Source organism: Ensifer sp. GW823-FHT05D09 (genome assembly GCF_058795755.1).
The window spans coordinates 153,467-179,030 of record NZ_JBXAIA010000009.1 but is presented as its reverse complement, the minus strand read 5'-3'; the positions used below and the strand labels follow the sequence as shown (position 1 = coordinate 179,030).

The window sequence follows — 25,564 nt, the reverse complement described above, 5'->3', positions numbered from 1 at the left end:
GCGCCTGTCTCCACCTGTCTGGAGACGCTACTTGATCACGAACTGGCCGGCCGGCATGAATTTCTAATCGGTCAGCAATTCTCCGTTTGCACATTCGTCAAGAGCAACGCCGCGTCCTAGACGCAAACCAGCAATTCTATCAATCACCGAGTGCGCGCCCGACTCACGTCTCACCTGCGGGCCGATGTGGCAAATTTCTGCAGCACTGATCCTGCGCATCCAATTGCGGTGACGGCGCCTGAAACGGAGGAGAATGCCCTGCCCCTCTTGATCGGCTTACGCTCAGACGGTATTCGGATGCGTATGCCCAGCTCACCAACGTATCGCTAAACAATGTCGGCCCTGCATGACGCGTCATACAGGCGGGATATCGACGGCCTGCGCGCAGTCGCCGTTCTGTCAGTCGTTCTCTATCACGCCTTTCCGACGGGTAAGCTGAAAGGCGGCTTTATCGGCGTCGACATCTTCTTCGTCATCTCAGGGTTCCTGATTACGGGAATTCTGCTACGCGAGCTTCAGGCCGGCAATTTCTCGATTGCGCGCTTCTATGGCCGCCGGGCCTTGCGCATTTTTCCGGCGCTGATCGCAGTGCTGACAGCCTGCCTGGGCGTTGGATGGTTGTCGCTCTTTTCCGACGAGTATGCCCAGATCGGCAAACACGTTGCAGGAAGCGCGGCATTTGTCGTCAACCTGCTGCTGTGGCAGGAAGTCGGCTATTTTAATATTTCGTCGACATTGAAGCCGTTGCTGCATCTATGGTCGCTTGGCATCGAAGAGCAGTTCTACATCGTATGGCCCGTCTTTCTTTGGCTCGCCTGGCGCATGCGGCTCTCGTTTCTCAGGCTATCCATTGGGGTGGCGCTCCTTTCTTTCGCATCCGGCGTCTACTTCACATTTACCAACCCGACGCTTGCCTTCTATGCGCCACCGACCCGCTTCTGGGAGCTGATGGCCGGTGGCATCCTGGCCTATTGCTTCACCAAAGGGATCTTGCCGGGCGACAAGCAGCGCGACGCCTTTTCGATCGCTGGTCTCGTGCTGATCGTCGTTGGACTGCTCGTCGTAAAAAAATACTATGCCTTCCCTGGCGCCTGGGCACTTCTTCCCGTGGTCGGCGCGGCGTTGTTGATTGCAGCCGGGCCCACCGCCATCATCAACCGAACGATCCTTTCGAACCGCATCGCTGTCTGGTTCGGACTGATCAGCTATCCGTTGTATCTCTGGCATTGGCCGATCCTCGCCTTCCTGCGTATCGGCAAGGCCGACGGTACGTATCGGGATATTGCCTGGGAGGCGCGACTGCTTGCCGTCGTCGCGGCCATTGCTCTGGCTTGGGCGACATACAAGTTCATCGAGAAACCGATCCGCTATGGCGGAAACAAACGGATTTGGTTGCCGGCGCTATCGGCAGGCATGGTCGCATTATTCGTCGCGGGTACCAGCGTGCACGCGCTGAACGGAATACCGAGCCGCATCGAGCTGTCCCCAGCGTCAGCGGACGTGCTCTTCGCCCGTTATCCGCATCCCATGACGAATGAGGCATGTTCCACGATCTATCCGGAATTGGCTGGAGCGTGGAGTTGTCTGCTCTCGAAAGAACGCGCCGCAGACATCGCAATCATCGGCGATTCCCACGCGCACCAATACTATCAGAGCCTGGCCAGCAAACTGCCCGATCTCAGCGTTCTCAACACGAGCACGCCCGACTGCCTCCCGCTGTCCGGCAACGCAAGTTGTGAGAAAGTCGCCGCGCAGACCTTGGCATTTCTGGAGACCAACAGTTCGATCAAGACAGTCGTTCTTGCCGGTTACTACAGCGTCCTCGCCGCCGGCATGAAGTACGAGAATGTCGAAGGCCAGAGAGTGGCCGGTGATCTCACGGCAGCGCAGCGCGCGAGATTTGAGGCGTCCGGCAACAAACTGCTCAAAGGTTTGATCGCGCAGGGAAAACGCGTGATCGTCCTTGGCGACATCCCCGACATGATTTTCAGGCCGCGCGACTGCGTGGCATTCGACAACCCCGTCATGGCATCGTTGCGGGGCAGCCTGAACGCCAAATCGATCGACCAGTGCGCCATTCCCGAAGCGGAGTTCCGGCAGCGCATGCAGGTCTTCGACAGTTCGCTGTCCGCCATCCTGGCCGATCACCCGGAGGTGATACGGTTCGACCCGCGCCCGTTGTTCTGTGATGGAACCGTCTGCCAGGCTTACAAGGCCCCACACTTCCTCTACTGGAACAGCGATCATCTGACGATCGACGGCGCCGACCTTGTCATCGACGCCCTGCTGGGTGCCGTCAAGGTCTTCGCGCCGTCCGAGCCTGCGCGACCCGGAGCCGAACACTCCTCTTGATTGAAGCCGAGAGACTCCTTGCGCCTACGTCGGCCGTTGCCGCCGATGTTTCAAGGCGCCCTGCGCCACCCACCCAGACGTGCCCTGGTCATGATCGAAAGGCAGTTCCAACCTGCACGCCCTTGGAGGGTGATCCCTTGCGAGAGAAAACGACAAATCCCTCAAACAGCTTCGGCGAGGTAAGAAACCAAGCGGAAGAGCGACAGGTTGATTGGTTCTTGAGCACCTTGCGTCGCGTTGCGTTCGCGAAAGTGATTTGTTCCGGTTACGCTTGGGGGTGCAACGTCTTAGAAATCTAAGTCATTGCGCTCAAAGGGAAAAATGGTCGGAGCGGCGGGATTCGAACCCACGACCCCTTGACCCCCAGTCAAGTGCGCTACCGGGCTGCGCTACGCTCCGGACCGAGGAAATCCCTATATAACCAACGCTTAGAGCGCAAGCGGGAATTTCGAACTCGGCACGAAAAAGGAACAAAACGGCGTGGATAAGCCGGATATCGCGTGAGGCGGCTCAAACGATCGGGCCGGATGTGCCGAGATCTCGATCATCGAATCCGCACTCAGGGACATCATGCGTTCGGCTCGGGAGACGCGAGCAAGAACGCCCTTCCCGCCTTGCGTTTGCACGCCGCCCCCCAAGTAGCGGAACCGCGTCCTCAGCCACCGAAAACAAAGTCGTTGACTTCTTGCCACAACAAGAACATTTGTAGAACAAATTGGAGTTTGCGCGATGTCAGAGAAATTTATCATCATGCCTTTTAAACGCGTTCGCGGTGGCTTGGCGCCAGGCGAGATGCGCGCAGCCACCACGGCAGCCGGCGCGGAGAAGGTCGCGGCGGCCATGGCGCCGCGGCACATCGGCGTCGCCGCCTACGCCGTCCAGGTTGACGAAGAAAGCGGTGACATGAGCAGCCCGCGCCTGCTCGTCCAATTCGGCGAGATTGCGGATCTGAACGCTGCTTGAGTTGCCGAAGATGGCTGACGGCATCTGACGTTCCGTGACGGCAGCATGCCGGCGCAGGAGTGTGCCGGTGCCCCAACTCAACGGCCCGATCGCTCCCGTCTCGCCCGCCCGACGGATCCGCCACATTCGTCATCCCGAAGAAACGATCGGCCTAAGACAGGATTCAGTGCGCTTTCAATGCCGGCGCGCACCCGATGGCGGCCGCCACGCCGCCCGCCGACGATGGCCGCGGGCCGCTGTCGTCACGATTGACGGCCCTGAGGACGGCTCACCGCCGGACTTTGCCAAGGGATGCGGCTATCTAGCCTGGTCGAGCAGTCGCTTGCATTCCAGGAGATCGTAGAGCGCCTCTTGAAGCAGCGCCCGGTCTTCCTTGCCGACGGAGGACGATTTGCCGAGAGATATTTCCGGAACGTCGTCACTGCCGCCGCCGAAGGAGAAAAAGCGGCGGCTGGCGGGCGCCTTGGCGCGGCCGACGATCTGATCCTCTTCGGACAGGCCGGCCTTCGGCGGTTGCGGTTCCTCATTGCTCGAGGCGGCCAGAGCCTCGACGGTCGCCAGATCGCCGCTGGCGATTGCCGCCACGAACTTGTTGCCGTTGGTTTTCAAGAGCTTCTGCACGCCCTTGATCGTGTAGCCGTGATCATAAAGCAGATGACGGATGCCCTTCAGCAGATCGACATCCTCGGGGCGATAGTAGCGCCGGCCGCCGCCACGCTTCATCGGCTTGATCTGCTGGAACCGTGTTTCCCAGAAACGCAGGACGTGCTGCGGCAGATCGAGATCGTCGGCGACCTCGCTGATGGTGCGAAAAGCGTCGGGGCTTTTTTCCATTTCGTTCCCATTCCATGCCATGCGACTCGGGGCAGGCCTGCGTCGCAATGAACCGATGCGTGCGATGATCGCACGAATCGGCTCCATTTCAACGGCTTATGGATGGGTTTTCAACCACATTGTGGTTGCCGTCCTCCGCTTACGATACGGGAGAGGCCGGCTTCTGCTTGGCCTTGCGGCTCAGATGCGATTTCAGCACGCGCTGCTTCAGGACATTGGACGCCTTGAAGGTCATGACCCGCCGCGGCGAAATCGGTACTTCCTCGCCAGTCTTCGGGTTGCGGCCGATGCGCTCGTTCTTGTCACGAACCTGAAACGTCGCGAAGGAGGACAGTTTCACGCTCTCGCCACGCACGATTGCGTTGCATATTTCGTCAATGACGGTTTCCACCAGCTCGGCAGACTCTGTGCGCGACAGACCCACCTTGCGAAAAACCGACTCAGCCAAGTCTGCTCGTGTTACTGTTTTTCCGCTCATCTTCCCCCACCGATGTCTGGCACGCCGATCAGCGAACGAAGACTATTGCCCTTGTCATTTCCGGTCAAGCGCCTGCGTTGCTTCAGCATTTTTTACCAGCGTATCAGAACGGAGCCCCATGTGAAGCCACCACCCATGGCTTCGAGCAGAACGAGATCCCCCTTCTTGATCCGGCCGTCGGCCGCCGCGGTGTTGAGAGCGAGCGGAATGGAGGCGGCAGAGGTGTTGCCATGGAGATCGACCGTCACCACAACCTTATCGAGAGGGATGCCAAGCTTCTTGGCAGAACCGTCGATGATGCGGCGATTGGCCTGGTGCGGCACGAGCCAATCGATATCCTCGGCTGTCGTTCCTGTTGCCTCGAAAGCGGCCTCGATCACGTCGGTGATCATGCCGACAGCGTGCTTGAAGACCTCGCGGCCTTCCATCTTCAGGTGGCCGACCGTGCCTGTCGTCGACGGTCCGCCGTCGACATAGAGCTTTTCGCGATGCGCACCGTCGGAACGCAGCTTGGCAGTCAACACGCCGCGATCGGCAATCGTGCCCTCGCCTTCCTGGGCTTCCAGGATGATGGCGCCGGCGCCATCGCCGAAGAGCACGCAGGTTGTGCGATCAGACCAGTCGAGAATGCGCGAGAATGTCTCGGCGCCGATGACCAGCACGCGCTTTGCCAACCCGCCGCGGATGTAGGCGTCCGCCGTGGTCACCGCATAGATGAAGCCGGAACAGACAGCCTGCACATCGAAGGCAGCGCCGTGGTGCATGCCGAGCCGGTTTTGAATGTTGACGGCGGTTGCAGGAAACGTGTTGTCCGGCGTCGAGGTCGCCAGGATGATCAGATCGAGATCAACGGCGGTCAGGCCGGCATTGTCGAGCGCTGCGCGTGCTGCGGCTTCACCCAACGACGCGGTCGTCTCGCCTTCACCGGCAATGTAGCGCTGGCGAATGCCGGTGCGCTGCACGATCCACTCGTCTGATGTATCGACCTTGGATTCCAATTCCTGATTGGTGACAACGCGCTTCGGCAACGCCGCGCCAAAGCCGCGAACGACGGAACGGATCATTTATTCAAACCTCATCATTCATGCCGGCGGGAAGTGCGCTCGGCGGCTCGGCGCCGTGGTACTTCGCCAGATCGATCTCGATCTTCGCTTTCAGGCCGTTTTTCACCATGTCGTAGCCGACATCGATTGCAGCGGCGAAGCCTTCGGCATCGGCCCCACCATGGCTCTTGATCACGACACCATTGAGGCCGAGAAAGACGCCGCCATTGACCTTGCGCGGATCCATTTTTTCCCGCAGCCGATCGAAGGCGCCCTTGGCCAAGATGTAGCCTAGCTTGGCCATCAGGGTACGCGACATGGCGGCACGCAGATATTCGCCGATCTGCCGCGCCGTTCCTTCGGCTGCCTTGAGCGCGATGTTGCCGGAAAAGCCTTCTGTGACGACCACATCCACAGTGCCGCGTCCGATATCGTCGCCTTCGACGAAGCCGTAGTAGTCAAAGCCTTCGATATTGGCGTCACGGATGAGCCGTCCGGCTTCCTTGACTTCTTCCTGGCCCTTGATCTCCTCGACGCCGACATTGAGCAGGCCGATGGTCGGCCGTTCGATCTCGAAAAGCGCCCGCGCCATGGCGCCGCCCATCAACGCAAAGTCCATGAGTTGCTGCGCGTCGGCACCGATGGTCGCACCGACGTCGAGCACGATGCTCTCACCCTTCAGGGTCGGCCAGATCGCCGCGATTGCCGGCCGCTGGATGCCCTGCATCGTGCGCAGACAGAAGACCGACATGGCCATCAGCGCGCCCGTGTTGCCGGCCGACACGACGACGTCGGCCTCACCGGCATTGATCGCATCGATCGCCCGCCACATGCTCGACTTGCCGCGGCCGCGCCTGAGCGCCTGGCTCGGCTTCTCGTCCATGCCGACCGCGATCTCGCAGTCATGGAAGGTGCTGTTGGCCTTGAGCTTGGGATGTTTGGCCAAGATATCGGCGCACTGCGCTTCTATGCCGAACAGGACAAACCTTATGTCCGGATGACGTTCAAGCGCCCTTGCGGCGCCCGGGATGACGACTTCAGGACCATAGTCGCCGCCCATCACGTCAAGAGAAATTCTGACCACGCGTGTCTTATCCTTTTTTCCTGCCACACAACACGTGCTGCCGTGCGCACGCATTCGAACGCAACGACGTTACATATTGCTTCTGACGCTTGAGCCAGACACGCGGCGGAACGCTGCGGGGGCTCATTTGGCCGGAGTCGGGCCAAAATACTGCTTTTCGCCCGCGTGACAACCGAATTGTAGGGGCGGCTCTGGCAGCCTCAGTCCTTTTTCCAGTCCTTCAGCGCTGCAAACGGGTTCGGCTTCTCGTCGTCTGCCGCCGTACTTTCGATACGCGCGCCAAATGTTACACCCGGCTTACGGGGATAGGGCTCGATCGCGAGCGCCACGTGCTCGCTGACAACGACACCTGCATCAATCGTGTCGCCGCTAAAAGTGTCGGGGATATCGGGGCCATCGGGGCTGAGGATCATCTCCCCGCCGTCATTGCTGGCCTGGCGGGCAAGCCTCGATCCTTCCGGCACGAAGATGGCCTCGATCGGCTCTTGAATGTCGGCCTCGACGGGCTCGAGCGTCACGACGCAGGACTGCACGATCCGGGCGGTAACGTCACCCTTGATCTTGACACCGTCCCTCTTCCAGCGCGCGATCTGCAGATCGGCCGAAAGCGACAGGACTTCGCGCACGTCCCAAAGTTGGGCGAGCGCCTGCCGTTCGCTCTCGTTTGCCGAGAGGCGGACAGTCACGGCATTGGCAGAGATATGTCCGACCTTCACCGGGTAGGAGAATGCCGGTCGGCTATCGTCTTTCATGATCAGGTCCTTCCTCGCGCGGGCGCCATGTCGGAAGCGCTCTTCTCGCGGATAGTGCCGCACACCGGTCACCGGAGGCGGCATAATGGCCGTCTATTACTCTCCGGCGGCAGGAATGTGCAACTGGCCCGTTTCGACCCGCTCTTCCGGCTCGGCGGCCAGTCGTTCCTCGACGGAGAGGAGATAGGTCGCAAGACCGTCCATCGCCGGGTCTCCCTCATCGCCCTTCGGATAGAAGTTACGCTTCAGCGCCGCAGCAAGCGAGACCGCGTCCCGACCTTCGAGCGCCGCCGCATAGGATTCGAGCCGGCCGTAGAACATGCCAGCCAGCTTCTTCATCTTCTTCGGCACGCCGGCATCACCGACGCCGAGTTCGCGGATCGAATGGTCGACATCCTCGAAGAAGGCGTCGACAATCTCCTGAGCGACCTCCTGGCCCGTGCGCGCCGATCCGCGCGTGCGCCGGAAATAAAGGATGAGTACGGCCGACAGCATCTCGAAACGCCCCATCACCGTGTCGGGCACGTCGAGGTCCGTGTAGAGGTGCGGCTGGCGCGCCGCCGAGGTCAATAGCGCATATTGCCGTTCGACAATCGCAATATTGCCGCTTTTTCTTTTGAACAGTCCAAAAATCATCACAAAGCCCAGCTTTGGCTTTCTCGAAATGCGCGCAAGCGCCCATGACGGTTGTTGCATGATAGCCGAAGCTGGTTTACCGAAGCATGCACGAATTGCAATGGCGGATCTGCCATCGTTACTCCAAAGGGAGCTGTCGTTGACGAAGCGGTTTTTCAGAACAAATTTGAAGGTCCTTGGCCGAGCTGCGGCCGTAGCGACTGTTAGCACCATTGCTCTCTCCGCCTGCCAGTCCGCTAATGTCGGTGAAGTTCTCCACCAGGGTTATGTGGTTGATCAGGAAACACTAAATCTCGTTCCTGTCGGTTCCAGCCGTGAACAGGTCCTGCTTTCGCTCGGCACGCCGTCGACGACCGCGACCTTCGACAACGAGGTATTCTACTACATCTCGCAGACCCGCAAACGCCCCGTGGCGTTCATGAAGCCGCAGCTCGTCGATCAGTCGATCCTGGCCGTCTATTTCGACAAGGAAGGCACCGTCAGCCAGCTCGCGCACTACACGCTCAAGGACGGCAAGATCTTCGACACACTGTCGCGCACGACACCGACCGGCGGCAAGGAAACGAGCTTCCTCGGCCAGCTTCTGACCGGCCCGGGCGCCGGCAAGGGTGCCGCGCAGAACCTCTTCAAGAACTTCGGCAACCAGTAAGCCGACTTTCACCGCAACAAAAAAGGCCCGCGGACCATGTGTCCCGCGGGCCTTTTCATTTCAGGTGACGATCAGGCGAGAACGGCCAGCAGCAATAACGCCACAATGTTGGTGATCTTGATCGCTGGGTTCACCGCGGGACCTGCCGTGTCCTTGTAGGGATCGCCGACGGTATCGCCGGTCACCGATGCCTTGTGCGCTTCGGAACCCTTGAGATGCCGAGTACCGTCCTTGTCAACGAAACCGTCCTCGAAGCTCTTCTTGGCATTATCCCAGGCGCCACCGCCCGAGGTCATCGAGATCGCGACGAAAAGGCCGTTGACGATGACGCCGAGCAAAGATGCGCCCAGGGCCGCAAAGGCGGATGCCTTGGAGCCGGACAGGAGCAGCACGCCGAAATAAACGACGAGCGGTGCCAGGACCGGCAGCAGCGACGGTACGATCATTTCACGAATCGCCGCCTTAGTGAGCAGGTCGACGGCGCGACCATAATCAGGCTTCTCCGTGCCGGCCATGATGCCCGGCTTTTCGCGGAACTGACGGCGCACTTCCTCGACGATCGACCCTGCCGCGCGCCCGACAGCGGTCATCGCAATGCCGCCGAAGAGATACGGAATGAGGCCCCCGAAGATCAATCCGGCAACCACATAGGGGTTAGAGAGATCAAAGGAGATCTGACCGACATCCGCGAAATACGGATACTTGTCGCCATTGGCGGCGAAGTAGCTGAGATCGTTGGAATAGGCTGCAAACAGAACCAGCGCGCCGAGACCGGCCGAACCGATGGCATACCCCTTGGTCACGGCCTTCGTCGTATTGCCGACCGCGTCGAGTGCATCGGTCGACTTGCGCACTTCGGGCGGCAAATGCGACATCTCGGCGATGCCGCCGGCATTGTCCGTCACCGGACCGAAGGCATCCAGCGCGACGATCATGCCGGCAATGCCAAGCATCGCAGTCACTGCAATGCCGGTCCCGAACAGACCAGCCAGCTGATAGGTGGAGATGATGCCGCCGACGATGATGATGGCCGGCAACGCCGTCGACTCCAGCGAGACAGCCAGCCCCTGGATCACGTTCGTGCCGTGGCCCGTGACCGACGCCTGTGCAATGGAATTCACCGGGCGCTTGTTGGTGCCGGTGTAATACTCGGTGATGACCACGATCAGTGCCGTCACCACCAGGCCGACAATACCGCACAGGAACAGGTTCCAACCGGTGATGTCCTGGCCCGCGACCGTGCCGATCGAGCCCCAGCCGATGGTCAGCGACGTAGCGGCGCCAAGCCCGACGATCGACAGCAAACCAGTGACGATCAGACCCCGGTAGAGCGCACCCATGATCGAGTTGTTGGTCCCGAGCTTGACGAAGAAGGTACCGATGATCGAGGTGATGATGCAGGTCGCGCAAATCGCCAGGGGATAAGCCATGACGGTCGAGAGCACGGGCGTTCCGGCAAAGAAGATCGCAGCCAGAACCATGGTTGCAACCACCGAGACTGCATAGGTTTCGAACAGGTCGGCCGCCATGCCGGCGCAATCACCGACATTGTCGCCGACGTTGTCGGCGATGGTGGCAGGGTTGCGCGGATCGTCTTCCGGGATCCCGGCTTCCACCTTGCCAACGAGGTCGCCGCCGACGTCCGCACCCTTGGTGAAGATGCCGCCGCCGAGACGGGCGAAGATCGAGATCAGCGACGCGCCGAAACCGAGCGCCACGAGCGCATCGATCACCTCACGCGACCCGGGCTCGTGCCCGAGGCCCGCTGTCAGGATGAGATAGTAGACAGATACGCCGAGCAGGGCGAGGCCCGCGACGAGAAGACCGGTGATGGCGCCGGATTTGAAAGCGATATCGAGGCCAGATGCGAGGCTGACAGAGGCGGCCTGCGCGGTGCGCACGTTTGCGCGAACCGAAACGTGCATGCCGATGAAACCGGCAGCACCCGAAAGCACTGCGCCAACGAGAAAGCCGAAAGCGGCTGCGGAAGAAAGAAGAAACCAAGCGCCGATGAAAACGACGACGCCGACGATGGCGATGGTTCTGTATTGACGCGTGAGATAGGCTTGTGCCCCTTCACGAATGTAGCCTGCGATTTCTTGCATGCGGGCGTTCCCCTGGTCGGCGGCAAGCACCGACTGTGTTGCCCAGATGGCGTAAGCCACCGCGAGCAACCCGCATGCGATAACGCCCAATAAAATGGTCATTTCGCATTACCCTCCGTTTCAACCCGCGGACTCACTCCCGGCCGCAGGCCCCTCAAATCCGCGAATCACGCACCACCTCCTCAAGCAGCACCCCTCACGGCGAGGCCAGAGTGCGGTTGCAACGAAAGATCGTCAAGCCCCGGAAATCTAACTACCGGCGGCCTTCTGAGAACTGAAGATTTAGGAGAAAAGCGGCGGCTCAGGCCGCAACGCTAGGGCGAGCGCGCATCAGCAAGAAGAGCAGGAGAAGGCAGACTGATGTCACCGGCCAGACGACAGCATTCAGCATATCCCAGCCATAAACCGAGAGAACCTTGCCCGAGGCAAAGGACGACAGCGCAACGGTGGTGAACAGGACAATGTCGTGAAAGGCCTGAACCTTGTCGGCCTCTTGCGGGCGATAGCTGCCGGCAACGATGGCGGTCGAGCCGATGAAGCCGAAATTCCAACCCAGACCGAGAAGCACCAGCGCACCCCAGAAATTCCAGAGTTCCAGGCCCATATGTGCGACCGCAGCGCAGGCCATGAGCAAGAGCAGACCGCAGGCAACGATGCGTTCGGCGCCGAAGCGCGTGATCAGCCACCCGGTAAAGAAGCTCGGCGCGAACATCGCAAGCACGTGCCACTGGATGCCGAGCGTTGCAAGCTCGGTGGAAAAGCCGCAGCCGACAACCATGGCAACCGGCGCACCGGTCATCATGAATGTCATCAACGCATAGCTCGAGATACCGCAGACCATGCCGGTGACGAAGCGTTGGTTGCGAACGATTTCGCCGAGCGTACGCGTGGGCTGGCCATTATACTCGCTCGCCACCGTCCCCTGCTCGGGCAAGCGCAGCGGCGCAAAGAACAATGCGGCCAGCAGGCAGATCGGCAGTAAGGCGATGAAGGCGCCGACGAAGGCGACGGGCGCGAACAGATCTCCGGCGAAAATGACGATCTGCGGGCCGAGAACGGCCGAAACGATTCCCCCGCCCAGGATCCACGATATCGCCTTCGGCTTGTAGAAGGACGGCGAGGCGTCGGCGGCGGCGAAGCGCAGTTTTTGGGTAAAGCCGTTGGAGGAACCGAGAACGGCGAGACCGAAGGCAAAGAGCCAGAAACTCTCCCGGAACAGCGCGACTGCGGCGATCGCGGCGCCGACAGACGCAATCCCGGTACCGACCATGAAGGCGAACCGCCGGCCGATAAGGCGTGAGAGCGTTGCGACGAGAATCACGCCGAGCGCCATACCGACATTGTAGGCGGTCAGCGGCGCCGTCGCCAGCGACTTGCCGTCCGCGAGCAGCTGGTAGCCGGCAACGCCGCCGACTGCAAAGCAGATCGGGCCGACGACACCAAGGATCGCCTGCGCCGCCGTCAGAAGGAAAACATTGCGGCGCGCTTCTCGAAGGGCAGAGCCCATATCATCGACGGCAGCCGCAACCATGGCCGCGCTACTTCTTGGGCTCGCCGCGAACCTGCCGGGCAATCCGGTCAAGAACGGCATTGACGAGCTTCGGCTCGTCGTCGCCGAAGAAAGCCTTGGCGATTTCGACATATTCGGTGACGATCACCGCAACAGGCACATCCTTGCGCTCCAGCATCTCGAAGGTGCCGGCGCGCAAAATGGCACGAACGGTGGAGTCGAGCCGCGACAGCGCCCAGTCGTCCTGCAATGCCGAGCCGATCAAAGGATCGAGTTTGCGCTGATCGCGTACGACGCCGGCAACGATCGAGCGAAACCACGAGGCATCGGCCTTGAGATAGGTATCGCCGTCCAGCTCCTGGCCGAGGCGATGCATTTCGTATTCCGCGACGACTTCGAGTACGCCGGTACCGCCGATATCCATCTGGTAGAGCGCCTGCACGGCTGCAAGACGCGCCGCGCCGCGTTGGTTAGCCTGCTTCAACGGCTGATCCGAGGGGGTGTTCGTCACTGTTCTGTGCCCAATTTCTTCTTCAGTTCAATCATGGTCAGCGCAGCACGCGCGGCAAAACCGCCCTTGTCGCCTTCCGACCGGCGCGCACGCGCCCAGGCCTGATCGTCGTTTTCGACCGTCAGGATGCCATTACCGATGGCAAGGCTTTCGCTGACGGCGAGGTCCATGATCGCGCGCGAGGATTCGTTCGCAACGATATCGAAATGATAGGTCTCGCCGCGAATGACCATACCGAGCGCGACGAAGCCGTCATATTCGACGGCGCCCTCGTCTGCGCCATCGAGCGCCATTGCGATTGCCGGTGGGATTTCGAGGGCACCGGGTACCGTTACGATATCATAGGTCGCGCCGGCTGCATCCAGTGCATGTTTGGCGCCATCGAGCAATGCGTCGGCCATATCGTCATAGAAGCGTGCTTCCACAATCAGGATGTGGGCAGCCTTGGTCTTCGCCATGGATCACCTGTCTTGAGATTTCCGCGCCGGTGCGACCGGCTGAGGCGGCGGTCAAACCATGACCGGCGTCGAATGGCAAGCAAATTCCGCTGTTGGCGCCCTTTTGCCGCGTTGCGCGCCCTCCAGCAGAGCCCGTGACAGACGGCGTGGAACGCTCATGTCACGCTTGAGGGGGTAGCCAGGCGTTTCCGACAATGACAATAATCAGGACAGACACAACGCCTGATCGGGGACAACGCCGCTTAGGCAAAGGAAATCGAGCGAAAGTTGTCTCCGATGCATGATGTCGATCCGTCGATGTCGATCCGCCTGCCCCGTATGCCTCAGGCCGTCGTCTTCGACATGGATGGCCTGTTGTTCGATACCGAGGCGCTCTATCGCGATGCCATGCTCGCCGCTGCGCAGGTGCTCGGCCGGACCATGCCGCTTTCGCTTTACCATGCATCGATCGGCCTTTCGGGCGAAGCGACACGACAATCGCTCGGCGAATATTTCGGGCCGGATTTCGACCTCGATCGCTTCTGGAATCAAGCGGCGACCGCCTTCCATGCTCGGACAACGACCGAACTCCAGTTGAAGCCGGGCGTGGTCGAGCTCGTCGGCTCCCTGGAGGAGCTCGGCATTCCCTTTGCTATCGCAACATCGTCCGGGCATCACGATGTCGAGCGAAACCTGGGCCTCTACGGGTTGTTCGATCGCTTTCCGGTCGTCGTCGCTCAAGGCGACTACCAACTGGGCAAGCCGCATCCCGAACCTTTCCTGACAGCTGCCCGGCGGCTCGATGTCGCGCCCGAGCTTTGCCTGGCGCTGGAGGATAGCCATAACGGCGTGCGTTCGGCGTCATCAGCCGGCATGATGACGATTATGGTGCCGGACCTTCTCGCGGCAACGGAGGAGATCCGAAGCCTCTGCGTCGGCGTCGCAGGCAATCTTGGTGACGTTCACGCTGCCCTCCTCCACCATGCGCGGGGCGCCCATGTCCCCGCCTGACCGCGGCCCTGCCACGGCCCCTTGGCCGCAATCGATCCGCAAACGCTTCCGCGGGAATGGACGGCCGCCACCGGACACGTGAAAGTTTGGCAATTGACGGAAAGTCAAACGCCCGACACGGATGACCGGGAGCGGTTCTCCGTTCGGAGACGATAACGCCGGGGAGGAATATATATGGCGGACAGCAACAAACCCATCATCAACCCAAGGGACCTTGCCCTCGACCATTGGTCGGAAGGCACGTTCTTCGAATCCAGCGACACGTCATTCGGCAGCCGGCTTGGCCTGAAAGACCTCGGCGTCGGCTATGGCGAAGTGCCGCCGGGCAAATCCGGTTGCCCCTTCCACAACCACCACGTGGAAGAGGAACTCTTCATCATTCTCGAAGGTGAAGGCACCTATCGGTTCGGAACAGAGCGCTATGCCGTTGGACCGGGCGACATCCTTGGCGCACCGGCAGGCGGGGCGGAGACGGCGCATCACCTGATCAACACCGGAACAGTGCCGCTCAAATATCTCTCCATCTCGACGATGGCCGCCACCGAGATCTGCGAATATCCGGATAGCGGCAAGTTTCACGCCAGGACGCGCACGGCCGCCGGCGAACGCCGGTTCCAGTTTACCGGCAGGCCTGAAAGTGCTGCCGACTACTGGGACGGCGAGCCCGGCATCTGATCATCCCACCTACCAAACCCATAGCAGCGGATAAAACATGCACAGTGTTCCTATCATCGAGACCGAACGCCTGGTCCTGCGCCCCTATAGACGCGACGACTTCACGGCCTATGCCGCCCTGTTTGCCGACAGCGAGGTTACGCGTTTCGTCGGCGGCGTTCCCTATACGCGCGAGCAATCCTGGACACGTTTCCTGCGCCAGGTCGGCATGTGGCATTATTTCGGCTTCGGTTTCTTCGCCATCCAGGATCGTACGACCGGCACCTTTCTCGGAGAGGCCGGATTTCACGACGTGCATCGGCTGATCACGCCGTCGCTTGAGGGGACGATGGAGACCGGTTGGGCGCTCTCCCCAAAAGCACACGGACAGGGGCTTGCAACCGAGGCCGTCAGCGCCGCGCTCGAATGGGCCGATCGGCAGTTTCCCCAAGTGCGAAAAACCTGCATCATCGATGTCGGCAACCGTGCCTCGGTCCGTGTCGCCGAAAAGCAGGGCTTCAAGGAATTCTGGCGCACGCGCTATCACGGCACGCATGTCATCATGTTTGAACGGCAGCGAACGTTTGCTGGTGCCACGGCCCGTAAGGCGCCAATGCCCGCGCATTTGGAGACGTAAACAATCCTCAATTGTCGTTTTGATGAAAACGCCATCGAAACGTCTATATTGCAGGCAAGATTGCCTGGCATCGGGTGCAGGCGAACTACAACAGGCAACACCACCCGATCAGACAAGGGAATCCAACACATTTTGCTGCGGGTAAGTCGCCCGTAATGCAGCCTGCTGACGACTGCGACACGCATCTCAGCAGGCCTTCCGGAAACCCGCATCGGGTATTGTGTTCGGGTATCAGGTTACTGGTCACTGCGCCGCAGACAACCAAGGAGCATGATCATGAATCGCATTGCAAAGCTATCAGTCATTGCTGCGTTCTCGTCCCTCGCCTTCGCTGCTATACCGCACGCTCAGGACGCCAAAATGGAATGGCCGGCTGAAATCGAGCAGACGGTGCGCGACTTCAAGGGGGACAAGTTCAACATCGTCGATATCTCCACGCTGAGCGAGCAGGATCAGACCCGCCTGTGGGTCGAGCATGCGACGGCCGAACAACGCGCAGCCCTGCAAGCTGCGGTCAACGGCAACGCGGAATTGGCCGCGCAGCTAAAGGCCAAGAACGTCGAAATGGGTAATATCGGAGGCGCTCAGCAGGGTGCCGACGGAAGCCTCACCATCTACATGCGTTGAATACGCGTTCAGTCAACGAATAAGAAGCGCACCATCTCCACACGCGAGATGGTGCGCTTAGTCGGTTTCTGGCGGCGGCGGCCGTCTATTCGGCCTTCGGGGCCGGAAACTCCGCAAGGCGAGCGGCGTAGCGCGCCATCGTGTCGACTTCGAAATTGACGAAATCGCCCGCCCGGCGTTCGCCCCAGGTCGTCACCTCAAGCGAATGGCGGATCAAGAGGACGTCAAAGTCGGCTGCATCGACTTTGTTGACTGTCAGCGATGTGCCGTCGAGCGCAACGGATCCCTTCGGCGCGACGAACTTGGCCAAATGCGCGGGCGCACGCAGCCTGAACCGCACGGCGTCGCCCTCGGGTTCGACCGATAGAATCTCCGCCTTGTCGTCGATATGACCGGAAACGAGATGTCCACCGAGTTCATCGCCGATCTTCAATGACCGCTCGAGATTGATCCGCGTCCCCTTTTTCCAGCCAGCGATGGTCGTCAGGCGCAAAGCCTCTTCCCACGCCTCGACCTCGAACCAGCGTTCGTTGCTGCCGCCGTCCGGCAGGGCCGTCACCGTCAGGCAAACACCGGAATGGGCGATGGACGCCCCCATATCGATGGTCTTCGGATCGTATGTGGTGGCGACGCGTAGCTTCACGCCTTCCTTCAGCGGCGTGACGGCATCAACGGTGCCGATGTCAGTGACAATGCCTGTGAACATCAGTTCTCTCTTTCGTATTCTTCGAAAAGATCGTCGCCGTATTGCGCGGAGCGAACGAGCTTAAAGCCAGGGGGCACGGATTTCCGATCAAATGGGGATGCGATGCCGTTTTCGCCAATGGTTTGCGGGCCGGTATAGATCTGAATGCGATCGACCAGCCCAGCGTCCAGGAAAGCGCGAGCGGCAACTGCACCACCCTCGACGAGCAAAGAGGAAATGCCGCGCGAGCCCAGTGCCGTCAGCAGATCGGCAACCGTTCCGGTTTCCAGCACCTCGACACCGGCGGCCTCCAGCGCAGCGCGCCGGCCAGCCCGTTCGCTGGCCTGCTCCAGTTCCGATTGTGTCGATGGCTCTCCCGACACCACGATGACAGGGGTTTGCGCCGCCGACCGCACGAGCTTCGAGCCTAGCGAAAGATCCAGTCGCCGATCGAGGACGATGCGGATGGGCGAGCAGTCTTCAAGACCTGGCAAACGCACGGTCAATTCCGGATCATCCGCAGTCGCGGTACCAATGCCCACGAGGATCGCGTCGGTCTGCGCCCTGAGGATCTGGACCTGCGCCCTGGAAATCGGGCCTGTAATACGGACCTGTCCGGCACCTGTTCGGCCGATCATGCCGTCGGCAGAAACTGCAAGTTTGAGAGTCACATGTGGGCGCTTGCTGACCTGTCGCGTGAGATAGGCTTCGAGCGCGCCATGTCCCTCCAGCGGCAAAACGCCGATATCGACCGCGATGCCGGCTTCACGCAAACGCACCACGCCGCGCCCGGCGACGCGTTCATCGGGATCGAGGATCGAAATGACGACGCGGGCAACGCCGGAGGCGACCAGCGCATCGGCGCAGGGCGGCGTCTTGCCGTGATGAGAGCAGGGTTCAAGGGTGACATAAGCAGTTGCGCCGCGTGCCCGCTCGCCCGCTTCGGCAAGTGCCTGAGCTTCGGCATGGGGCCGGCCGCTTCTTGCCGTCACCGCACGTCCGACGATGACACCATCCTGGACGATCAAGCAGGCGACGGAGGGATTGGTGGATGTCTGGCCGAGATGCTGGCGTGCCAGCCGCAGCGCCGCCGCCATGAACCTCTCGTCCTTACGGGTGGGGTTGGCCATGGCGGTCCGGTGCGCCTTCCTATTCGCCGGGGTCGCGCGCAATCTTGGCGCTGATCTCGGCGATGACCTTTTCGAAATCTTCGGCGTGGGAGAAGTCCCGATAGACCGACGCGTAGCGGACGAAGGCGACATCGTCGAGGCTCTTCAGTGCTTCCAGCACCTGCAAGCCGATCTCCTCCGAAGGGATTTCAGTCTCGCCGGAGCTTTCGAGCCGACGCACGATGCCGGAGACCGCCCGCTCGATGCGGTCACGATCAACAGGGCGTTTTCTGAGCGCGATCTCGAAGGACCGCAGCAGCTTGTCCCGGTCGAAAGGCACCTTCCGACCGGTCTTCTTGATGATCATCAGCTCACGCAGCTGCACCCGTTCGAAGGTCGTGAAGCGACCACCGCAATCCGGGCAGATACGGCGGCGGCGAATGGCGTTGCCGTCCTCTGCCGGACGGCTGTCCTTCACCTGGCTGTCTTCGGAACCGCAATAGGGGCAGCGCATGATGAGCCGATCACATGTAGCCGTACATCGGGAAGCGGCCGGTGAGCGTCATCACCTTTTCGCGCACGCCCGCTTCGACGGCGGCATTGCCTTCGTCGGAGTTGGCGACCTTGAGGCCGTCGAGGACTTCGACGATCAATTCGCCGATTTCCTTGAATTCGGCTTCCTTGAAGCCACGGGTGGTGCCCGCCGGGGTACCGAGACGGACGCCCGACGTGACGAACGGCTTTTCAGGATCGAACGGGATGCCGTTCTTGTTGCAGGTGACGTAGGCACGGCCGAGGGCTGCCTCGGCGCGCTTGCCGGTCGCGTTCTTCTTGCGCAGGTCGACGAGCATCAGGTGGTTGTCCGTGCCGCCGGATACGATATCGAGACCGTTGGCCTTGAGCGTCTCGGCAAGCGTGCGGGCGTTCTTGACGACCTGAGCCGCATAGTCCTTGAAGGACGGCTGCAGTGCCTCACCGAAGGCAACGGCCTTGGCGGCGATGACGTGCATCAACGGGCCGCCCTGGAGGCCCGGGAAGACCGCCGAGTTGATCTTCTTGGCGATATCCTCGTCGTTGGTGAGGATCATGCCGCCGCGCGGACCGCGCAGCGACTTGTGCGTCGTCGTCGTGGCAACGTGGCAATGGGGAACCGGCGACGGATGCTGGTCACCGGCAACGAGGCCGGCGATGTGCGCCATGTCGACCATCAGGTACGCGCCAACTTCATCGGCGATCTCGCGGAAGCGCTTCCAGTCCCAGATGCGGGAATAGGCGGTGCCACCGGCAATGATCAGCTTCGGCTTGTGCTGGCGTGCCTTCTCGGCGACATCGTCCATGTCGAGCAGGTGATCGCTCTCGCGAACGCCGTAGGAAACCACGTTGAACCACTTGCCGGACATGTTGACCGGCGAACCATGCGTCAGGTGACCGCCGGAATTGAGGTCGAGGCCCATGAAGGTGTCGCCCGGCTGCAGGAGCGCGAGGAACACAGCCTGGTTCATCTGCGAGCCGGAGTTCGGCTGCACGTTGACGAACTTAGCGCCGAACAGCTTCTTGGCACGCTCGATCGCCAATTCCTCGGCGATATCGACGAACTGGCAGCCGCCATAATAGCGCTTACCCGGGTAGCCCTCGGCATATTTGTTGGTCATGATCGAGCCCTGAGCTTCGAGCACGGCGCGCGAAACGATGTTCTCGGACGCGATCAGTTCGATCTCGTGGCGCTGACGACCCAGCTCCTTTTCGATCGAACCGAAGATTTCCGGATCGCTGTCGGCGAGAGAGCGGGTGAAGAAGGCATCATTGTTCTGTGCAAGCATCGGCGCGAGGCTCCTCTCAAAGGTGGCAGTTCTTTAGCTTCCTCGCACGGCGAGAGCAATATCCGCTGTGCGGTTTGCGTCATTTCCCCCATCTGCCGCGCCTAAACATCGCAGCCGCGGACCAACGAAAAAGCCGCGCTGCCAGGGGAAGCGCGGCTTTTGCAATGAATTGCCCGACTTTGCTTATTGCGGCAGAGCATCCGACTCGACCGAGCCGGCCGATTGCTCGACGCCGTAAGGCGTCTGCAGCGCCAGTTCGGTCGCCCCATCCCGCTGATAGATGTCGTCGCGGAACTGCACGACACCATCCTTCGCCGACCAGGCGGTGATGTAGGTGAAGAAAACCGGGACCTCTTCGGCCAGCGTGATCGGCGTGTTGACACCGGTCTTGATCGTGGCCTCCATCTGCTGGCGCGACCAGCCGGGGGTTTCCTTCAAAAGCCAGCTCGAAAGGTCGCGAACGTTCTGGACGCGAACGCAGCCGGACGATTCGAAACGCATCAGCTTGTTGAACAGGCCCTGCTGGGGCGTGTCGTGCATGTAGACCTGATGCTCGTTGTGGAAGTTGATCTTCGTCGAAGACATCGCATTGATCTTGCCCGGATCCTGACGGAACATCAGGTTCGGCGCCTTCTCGGCATTCCAGTCAACCGTTTCCGGCGACACTTCGCCACCGCTGCCGTCGAACAGGCGGATGGCGTTGCGCTTCAGGTAGGTCGGGTCCTTGCGCATCAGCGGCATGATATCCTTCTGGATGATCGAGCGCGGCGCAGTCCAATAGGGATTGAGGATGACCTCATAGATCTTGGAGTTGAGGATCGGCGACTGGCGGTCGATCTTGCCGACAATAGCGGTGTGGCGCAGCGCGACGCGGCCGTTCTCCACCGCTTCGATGTAAGCGGCCGGAATGTTCACCATCACATAGCGGCGACCGAGATCGCCGGACATCGACTGCAGGCGCACGAGGTTGGTCTGCAGCTGGCCGAGACGGGTGGTCGCTGGAACGTTGATTGCCTTCAGCGTGTATTCGCCAATGACGCCGTCTGCCGGCAGACCATGGCGTGCCTGGAAATGCTTGACCGCGCCATCGACGTAGGAATCAAAGGACGACGAGATGCCGGCGGAACGCGGCAGATCGCCGGAAACCATCAGGCGCTGACGCAGTTGCTGCACCGAAGGGTCCGTAACACCGAGTTCGAGCTTGACGCTGGTTTCCACCATTGGCCAACCGCCCGACGAAACGATGTTCTGATAATCGAAGATCGCCTGCTGGACATGGTTGATCGTCTCCGGGCCGAAGACCGGCGTATTGGACACGACCGTCGTCGCCGTGCGCGACGCCTTTGCGTCGTACTGGTCGTCCCAGGAGCCGCGGCGAGGCGAATTGATGATCTCGTTCAGGGCGTCCTGAGCGCCTGCGGCTCCCGCCCAAGCGACGGCACCGAAGGTTGCGGCCGAACGCAGAAATGCGCGGCGCGAGAATGCATCAATTCCATTCTTTTTTGACATATTCCTACCATCCCAATGCGTTGGCACGCGCCCTATGCGCAGGCACGCATGTTGCCGGAGCCCTAACACGATCGTGGTTAACAAAGGTCAACCAACGAGCCACCCTGCCCTCACATGATTTCACGATACCGCGAGCGAGGACCCTCATCCGGCAGGCGAACGCAAAACGAATCCACGTCGATGAAAACACGTGGCCGCACCTACCGCATACCCTCGTCGCTGTCACAGCAATATGGCCAATTCGTGTCTCGGACTGCCGCCGAAGACATGTGGCACGCCTCTTGCTTCAAGCCGCTGCGGCCTTTCTGCAACATCGCCGGCGTGGAAAAACGGCAAAGGCCGGACACGCAGGGATTGCGTCCGGCTCTTTGAACTGGAGGTGTGCGACGCCTGTTACAGGCGGTACATGATCGAGTCGTTCCAGAAGCGATCAAGGCGCTGCAGCAGCTTGTTCATCTGGGTGAATTCGTCCGAACCGATGCCGCCGACCTTCTGGATCGAGCCGATATGACGCTCGTAGAGCTTGGCGACGGTTTCGGCGATTTCCTGGCCGTCTTCCGTCAGGCTGATGCGGACTGCGCGACGGTCGACACGCGAGCGCTGGTGGTTGATCAGGCCGAGATCGACGAGCTTCTTGACGTTGTAGGAAACGTTGGAGCCGAGGTAGTAGCCACGCGAGCGAAGCTCGCCGGCGGTCAGTTCGGAGGTGCCGATGTTGAAGAGCAACAGGGCCTGGACGGCGTTGACATCGTCGCGACCCTGACGGTCGAACTCGTCCTTGATGACGTCGAGCAGACGGCGGTGCAGGCGCTCGACGAGGTGGAGGGATTCCATGTAGAGACCACGGACGGCTTCTTCCTGAGGGTCTCGGGGCGCAGTGACCTGCGGCTTCATCTTCGTGTTCATTTGACTGCCTCACTGTTTTGCTTGGCGGTGTCTGTTTGTCTTCCCGCCTTGAGTGAGAACCTAACGAATACGTCTAAAATTCTACTTAAACCGCAGCCTTAACATGAGCTTACCAATCGGCGACCCTGTCTCAGGGTGAATCAACCCTTACCTGTCTTGCCTGCCGGAAGCGCTGATAGAAGAGTGCTGCCCTGAAAAGGATGAATGTGACGGCGACCGCGACGTGCAAGACAACCAGCATCGGACGGTGGCCGAAACTGACGGGATAGAACTCGTACATCGCGATTTCGATCGCTGCCGCCACCACCCATACAACAGGCCCCCAAGAGACCAGCAGCCACAGCCCAAGGGCTGCAACCGGGTAGACGACGGCAAGCGCGGTTGCCGCTGCCCGCCATTCCGGCGTCAGGAGATCGAAGCGGCCGGCACCGCCATGGGAAAAGCCGATCAGCATTGCCCAATAGTTCAGCGCGAACCAGAAGCACGACGCCGATACCAGCCGCAGGAACAGACCGAAAAGGATCTCGGTCAGCGATGGTTTCGGAACATGGGCAGAATCATGAAGCATGGGCGGCAAGATAGGGCGGGTCGGCGCCATCCGCCAGCACGAAGGAAGCCCCCTCCCCCGCCGCGGTCCAGCAAAAGGAAGAAATGCCGCAGGCCCGTTGTCGGCGGCACCGTTCCCAAGCGCGGCCCCCACATGATAAAGCGCATCCCAGCTCACAGTTTTCAGGGAAAGGCGCGGCGCGATGAACGACAGGACGAATCTTGTGGACAGGATCACGGGCCACCGCCGCATGCGCCGCAACCGCAAGGCCGACTGGACGCGCCGGCTTGTGCAGGAGAACCGCCTGACGGTCGACGACCTGATCTGGCCGATCTTCATCGTGCCGGGCGAGAACATCGTCCAGCCGATCGATGCCATGCCGGGCGTCAACCGCATGAGCATCGACAAGGCTGTCGAAGCGGTGAAGGAAGCCGCTGATCTCGGCATCCCGGCAATCGCCACCTTTCCCAACATCGATCTGTCGCTGCGCGACGAGACCGGCTCCAACAGCCTTGCCGCCGACAATCTCATCAACCAGGCAACGCGCGCCTTCAAGAAGGCCGTGCCCGAGATCGGCGTCATCACCGACGTGGCGCTCGATCCCTTCACCAGCCACGGCCATGACGGCATCCTGCGCAACGGCGAAATCGTCAACGACGAGACGGTCGAGATGATCGCCAGGGCAGCCGTCGCCCAGGCGGACGCCGGTTCCGATATCATCGCCCCCTCGGACATGATGGATGGCCGCATCGGCGCGATCCGTCAGGCGCTGGACGCCGCGGGCCACCAGAATGTTGGCATCATGGCCTACGCGACGAAATTCGCTTCCGGCTTCTATGGGCCATATCGCGAGGCGATCGGCACCGGTGGCCTGCTCAAAGGCGACAAGAAGACCTATTACATCGACCCGGCCAACGGCACCGAGGCGATCCGCGACGCCGCACTCGACGTCGAGGAAGGTGCCGACATGCTGATGGTCAAGCCCGGCCTTCCGTACCTCGATATCTGCTGGCGTATGAAGGAAGCTTTCGGCCTTCCGGTCTTCGCCTATCAGGTTTCGGGAGAGTACTCTCAGATCAAGGCCGCCGCCGCCAACGGCTGGATCGACGGCGACAAGGTGATGCTCGAGACGCTGCTCGCCTTCAAGCGGGCCGGCTGCGACGGCATCCTCAGCTATTTCGCCGTTGAAGTCGCCAGAATCCTGGCCAAGGGGCGGTAACACACCTTGCAAACGACAGGCGGACCGTGGTGGGCAATCCTTGTTTTGCCGGCAATGCTAACCCATATCCAGCTTGAAACCATGCGAGGCCACGAGAGATGACGATGCACAACGATGAACTGCGGCTGCCGAGCAATGACTGGCGCGCCTACCAGGGTGTGCTGTCGCGGCGGGTGTTCGCCTTCATTCTCGATTATGTCATCATCGCGCTGTTGTGGATCCCGGCCGCCGTGGTGGTGTTCTTCCTCGGCATTCTGACGCTCGGCCTCGGCTTCCTGCTCTATCCCGTGCTCTTTGCACTGGTGGCGATGCTCTATTTCGGCGTGACGGTCGGCGGCCGTGAGCAGGCATCGCCCGGCATGCGGATGATGGGACTGGCGATTGCGCGCACGGACGGGCGCCCGATGGATTTCCTGACGGCGATCGTGCATCTCGTCATCTTCTGGATCGCCAACGCGCTGCTGACGCCCCTCATTCTGCTGATCGGGCTGTTCACGGATCGCAGCCGTCTGCTGCACGATCTCTTGATCGGCACCGTGACGGTCCGTCGCGACAGCTACTGATCCCCGCCGAAACAATCAACGACGAACAATCCGCGCGCCAGGGGCAACCGCCCCAAACGTGTGAGTTGACGTTTTTCATTCTTCCGCCATGCTACTGTCATGAACAACCGCGCCAAGAGTGACCGCCGCACTCGATGAACACACAGACCACACCGTCTCCGCAATTTTATCTCACTGCGCCGGCAGCCTGCCCTTATCTGCCGAACGAGATGGAGCGAAAGGTGTTTACCCACATGGTGGGGGAGCGCGCACCGGAGCTCAACGACCTCCTGACCCAGGGTGGCTTCCGTCGCTCGCAGAACATTGCGTATCGGCCGGCGTGCGAAACCTGTCGCGCCTGCGTTTCCGTTCGCATCCTTGCGAACGAATTCTCGCCCACCCGATCGATGCGCCGGGTGCTTGCCGCCAATAGCGATGTGATTTCGTCGGAGTATCCGGCCGAACCATCGAGCGAGCAATACAATCTCTTCCGCCGCTATCTCGACCAACGGCATCAGAAAGGCGGCATGTCCGACATGTCGGTTCTCGACTATGCGATGATGGTCGAGGACACCCATGTGCACACCAAGATCATCGAATATCGCCTAAGGGTCGAAGGCGACGGTATCAGCGAGAGGGCTCGCGGGCCGTTGATCGCAACCGCGCTGACCGACCGGATGGGTGACGGGCTTTCGATGGTCTACTCCTTCTTCGACCCGGCCTACGAAGACCGCTCGCTCGGCACCTTCATGATTCTCGACCACATCCGCCGCGCCAAGGAACGGGGCCTCCCACACGTTTATCTCGGCTATTGGGTCAAGGGGTCGCGCAAGATGGGGTACAAGACGAAATTTTTGCCACAGGAGCACCTTATGCCGCGTGGCTGGGAGCGTTACGATGGTCCTGAGCCTGTTTCAGAAACGCCCCCCACCGAAACGGATTGA

At 60.8% G+C, this 25,564-nt stretch carries 27 protein-coding genes and 1 tRNA gene; 10 read left to right on the top strand and 18 right to left on the bottom strand.

The window, feature by feature from the left end; all coding sequences use genetic code 11:
- Positions 1 to 333 precede the first annotated feature (333 nt).
- Complete coding sequence (locus AC1Q80_RS23580) at positions 334 to 2,352, top strand: acyltransferase family protein (protein ID WP_492362022.1); 2,019 nt, start codon at positions 334 to 336, stop codon at positions 2,350 to 2,352.
- Between the two features lie 322 nt (positions 2,353 to 2,674).
- Here AC1Q80_RS23580 and AC1Q80_RS23575 read toward each other — a convergent pair.
- Positions 2,675 to 2,751, bottom strand: a tRNA-Pro gene (locus tag AC1Q80_RS23575).
- A 330-nt stretch (positions 2,752 to 3,081) separates the two neighbouring features.
- On the opposite strand from AC1Q80_RS23575, the gene AC1Q80_RS23570 reads away from it, so the two are divergent.
- The gene (locus AC1Q80_RS23570) at positions 3,082 to 3,315 is read left to right on the top strand and encodes a hypothetical protein (RefSeq protein ID WP_492362021.1); all 234 of its coding nucleotides are present in this window, start codon (positions 3,082 to 3,084) and stop codon (positions 3,313 to 3,315) included.
- A 297-nt stretch (positions 3,316 to 3,612) separates the two neighbouring features.
- On the opposite strand, the gene AC1Q80_RS23565 is transcribed toward AC1Q80_RS23570, so the two are convergent.
- The 6 genes from AC1Q80_RS23565 to AC1Q80_RS23540 all read right to left on the bottom strand — a co-directional run bounded on the left by AC1Q80_RS23565 (position 3,613) and on the right by AC1Q80_RS23540 (position 8,142).
- Entirely contained in the window at positions 3,613 to 4,149 is a 537-nt protein-coding gene (locus AC1Q80_RS23565) for a MerR family transcriptional regulator (RefSeq protein WP_492362020.1), read from the bottom strand.
- A gap of 139 nt (positions 4,150 to 4,288) precedes the next feature.
- On the bottom strand, positions 4,289 to 4,627 hold the full coding sequence (locus tag AC1Q80_RS23560) for an integration host factor subunit alpha (protein WP_077498528.1): 339 nt from the start codon (positions 4,625 to 4,627) through the stop codon (positions 4,289 to 4,291).
- Between the two features lie 92 nt (positions 4,628 to 4,719).
- Positions 4,720 to 5,691: a beta-ketoacyl-ACP synthase III gene (locus tag AC1Q80_RS23555; RefSeq protein ID WP_492362019.1), complete on the bottom strand. Its 972-nt coding sequence runs from the start codon at positions 5,689 to 5,691 to the stop codon at positions 4,720 to 4,722.
- A gap of 4 nt (positions 5,692 to 5,695) precedes the next feature.
- The gene (gene plsX / locus AC1Q80_RS23550; protein ID WP_173419639.1) at positions 5,696 to 6,754 is read right to left on the bottom strand and encodes a phosphate acyltransferase PlsX; all 1,059 of its coding nucleotides are present in this window, start codon (positions 6,752 to 6,754) and stop codon (positions 5,696 to 5,698) included.
- A 200-nt stretch (positions 6,755 to 6,954) separates the two neighbouring features.
- On the bottom strand, positions 6,955 to 7,506 hold the full coding sequence (locus AC1Q80_RS23545) for a YceD family protein (RefSeq protein WP_209791227.1): 552 nt from the start codon (positions 7,504 to 7,506) through the stop codon (positions 6,955 to 6,957).
- A 96-nt stretch (positions 7,507 to 7,602) separates the two neighbouring features.
- Positions 7,603 to 8,142, bottom strand: coding sequence for a ubiquinol-cytochrome C chaperone family protein (locus tag AC1Q80_RS23540; RefSeq protein WP_209791226.1), 540 nt, complete (start codon positions 8,140 to 8,142; stop codon positions 7,603 to 7,605).
- A gap of 139 nt (positions 8,143 to 8,281) precedes the next feature.
- On the opposite strand from AC1Q80_RS23540, the gene AC1Q80_RS23535 reads away from it, so the two are divergent.
- Positions 8,282 to 8,791 (top strand): outer membrane protein assembly factor BamE, encoded by a 510-nt coding sequence (locus AC1Q80_RS23535; protein WP_209791225.1) that lies wholly within the window; start codon positions 8,282 to 8,284, stop codon positions 8,789 to 8,791.
- 71 nt (positions 8,792 to 8,862) lie between these two features.
- Here AC1Q80_RS23535 and AC1Q80_RS23530 read toward each other — a convergent pair whose 3' ends face one another.
- The 4 genes from AC1Q80_RS23530 to ribH form a co-directional block, all read right to left on the bottom strand.
- On the bottom strand, positions 8,863 to 10,998 hold the full coding sequence (locus tag AC1Q80_RS23530; protein WP_173419635.1) for a sodium-translocating pyrophosphatase: 2,136 nt from the start codon (positions 10,996 to 10,998) through the stop codon (positions 8,863 to 8,865).
- Positions 10,999 to 11,197: 199 nt separating this feature from the next.
- Positions 11,198 to 12,403: an MFS transporter gene (locus AC1Q80_RS23525; protein WP_492362091.1), complete on the bottom strand. Its 1,206-nt coding sequence runs from the start codon at positions 12,401 to 12,403 to the stop codon at positions 11,198 to 11,200.
- A gap of 31 nt (positions 12,404 to 12,434) precedes the next feature.
- Positions 12,435 to 12,917, bottom strand: coding sequence for a transcription antitermination factor NusB (gene nusB, locus AC1Q80_RS23520; RefSeq protein WP_025426528.1), 483 nt, complete (start codon positions 12,915 to 12,917; stop codon positions 12,435 to 12,437).
- Entirely contained in the window at positions 12,914 to 13,375 is a 462-nt protein-coding gene (ribH, locus tag AC1Q80_RS23515) for a 6,7-dimethyl-8-ribityllumazine synthase (protein ID WP_077498536.1), read from the bottom strand. Before ribH ends, nusB begins: the two co-directional genes overlap by 4 nt.
- A 276-nt stretch (positions 13,376 to 13,651) precedes the next feature.
- Between ribH and AC1Q80_RS23510 the strand changes: the two genes are divergently transcribed.
- From AC1Q80_RS23510 to AC1Q80_RS23495, 4 genes are all read left to right on the top strand, one after another.
- Positions 13,652 to 14,365, top strand: coding sequence for an HAD family hydrolase (locus AC1Q80_RS23510; protein ID WP_492362090.1), 714 nt, complete (start codon positions 13,652 to 13,654; stop codon positions 14,363 to 14,365).
- A gap of 174 nt (positions 14,366 to 14,539) precedes the next feature.
- Positions 14,540 to 15,040, top strand: a complete 501-nt coding sequence (locus AC1Q80_RS23505) for a cupin domain-containing protein (RefSeq protein WP_173419634.1) — start codon at positions 14,540 to 14,542, stop codon at positions 15,038 to 15,040.
- 37 nt (positions 15,041 to 15,077) lie between these two features.
- On the top strand, positions 15,078 to 15,656 hold the full coding sequence (locus AC1Q80_RS23500; RefSeq protein ID WP_492362018.1) for a GNAT family N-acetyltransferase: 579 nt from the start codon (positions 15,078 to 15,080) through the stop codon (positions 15,654 to 15,656).
- A 276-nt stretch (positions 15,657 to 15,932) separates the two neighbouring features.
- On the top strand, positions 15,933 to 16,283 hold the full coding sequence (locus AC1Q80_RS23495) for a hypothetical protein (RefSeq protein ID WP_173419632.1): 351 nt from the start codon (positions 15,933 to 15,935) through the stop codon (positions 16,281 to 16,283).
- Positions 16,284 to 16,368: 85 nt separating this feature from the next.
- Here the strand turns inward: AC1Q80_RS23495 and AC1Q80_RS23490 are convergent, their stop codons facing one another.
- The 7 genes from AC1Q80_RS23490 to AC1Q80_RS23460 all read right to left on the bottom strand — a co-directional run bounded on the left by AC1Q80_RS23490 (position 16,369) and on the right by AC1Q80_RS23460 (position 22,880).
- Entirely contained in the window at positions 16,369 to 16,989 is a 621-nt protein-coding gene (locus AC1Q80_RS23490) for a riboflavin synthase (protein WP_077498544.1), read from the bottom strand.
- Positions 16,989 to 18,098 (bottom strand): bifunctional diaminohydroxyphosphoribosylaminopyrimidine deaminase/5-amino-6-(5-phosphoribosylamino)uracil reductase RibD, encoded by a 1,110-nt coding sequence (gene ribD / locus AC1Q80_RS23485; RefSeq protein ID WP_209791223.1) that lies wholly within the window; start codon positions 18,096 to 18,098, stop codon positions 16,989 to 16,991. Before ribD ends, AC1Q80_RS23490 begins: the two co-directional genes overlap by 1 nt.
- 19 nt (positions 18,099 to 18,117) lie before the next feature.
- Positions 18,118 to 18,591, bottom strand: coding sequence for a transcriptional regulator NrdR (nrdR, locus tag AC1Q80_RS23480; RefSeq protein WP_003529310.1), 474 nt, complete (start codon positions 18,589 to 18,591; stop codon positions 18,118 to 18,120).
- A gap of 10 nt (positions 18,592 to 18,601) precedes the next feature.
- A complete protein-coding gene (gene glyA / locus AC1Q80_RS23475; protein ID WP_173419629.1) occupies positions 18,602 to 19,897 on the bottom strand; it encodes a serine hydroxymethyltransferase in 1,296 nt (431 codons plus the stop codon).
- Positions 19,898 to 20,080: 183 nt separating this feature from the next.
- A complete protein-coding gene (locus AC1Q80_RS23470; protein ID WP_173419628.1) occupies positions 20,081 to 21,406 on the bottom strand; it encodes a L,D-transpeptidase family protein in 1,326 nt (441 codons plus the stop codon).
- Positions 21,407 to 21,799: 393 nt separating this feature from the next.
- Positions 21,800 to 22,312, bottom strand: coding sequence for a transcriptional regulator LdtR (gene ldtR, locus AC1Q80_RS23465; protein ID WP_173419627.1), 513 nt, complete (start codon positions 22,310 to 22,312; stop codon positions 21,800 to 21,802).
- A 130-nt stretch (positions 22,313 to 22,442) separates the two neighbouring features.
- Positions 22,443 to 22,880, bottom strand: coding sequence for a DUF6163 family protein (locus AC1Q80_RS23460; RefSeq protein ID WP_173419626.1), 438 nt, complete (start codon positions 22,878 to 22,880; stop codon positions 22,443 to 22,445).
- Between the two features lie 181 nt (positions 22,881 to 23,061).
- On the opposite strand from AC1Q80_RS23460, the gene hemB reads away from it, so the two are divergent.
- The 3 genes from hemB to AC1Q80_RS23445 all read left to right on the top strand — a co-directional run bounded on the left by hemB (position 23,062) and on the right by AC1Q80_RS23445 (position 25,564).
- On the top strand, positions 23,062 to 24,078 hold the full coding sequence (hemB, locus tag AC1Q80_RS23455; RefSeq protein WP_173419625.1) for a porphobilinogen synthase: 1,017 nt from the start codon (positions 23,062 to 23,064) through the stop codon (positions 24,076 to 24,078).
- Positions 24,079 to 24,176: 98 nt separating this feature from the next.
- Positions 24,177 to 24,641 carry an RDD family protein gene (locus tag AC1Q80_RS23450; protein ID WP_173419624.1) on the top strand — a complete coding sequence of 155 codons (465 nt, stop codon included), beginning with the start codon at positions 24,177 to 24,179 and terminating at the stop codon, positions 24,639 to 24,641.
- Between the two features lie 134 nt (positions 24,642 to 24,775).
- Positions 24,776 to 25,564 (top strand): arginyltransferase, encoded by a 789-nt coding sequence (locus AC1Q80_RS23445; RefSeq protein WP_209791221.1) that lies wholly within the window; start codon positions 24,776 to 24,778, stop codon positions 25,562 to 25,564.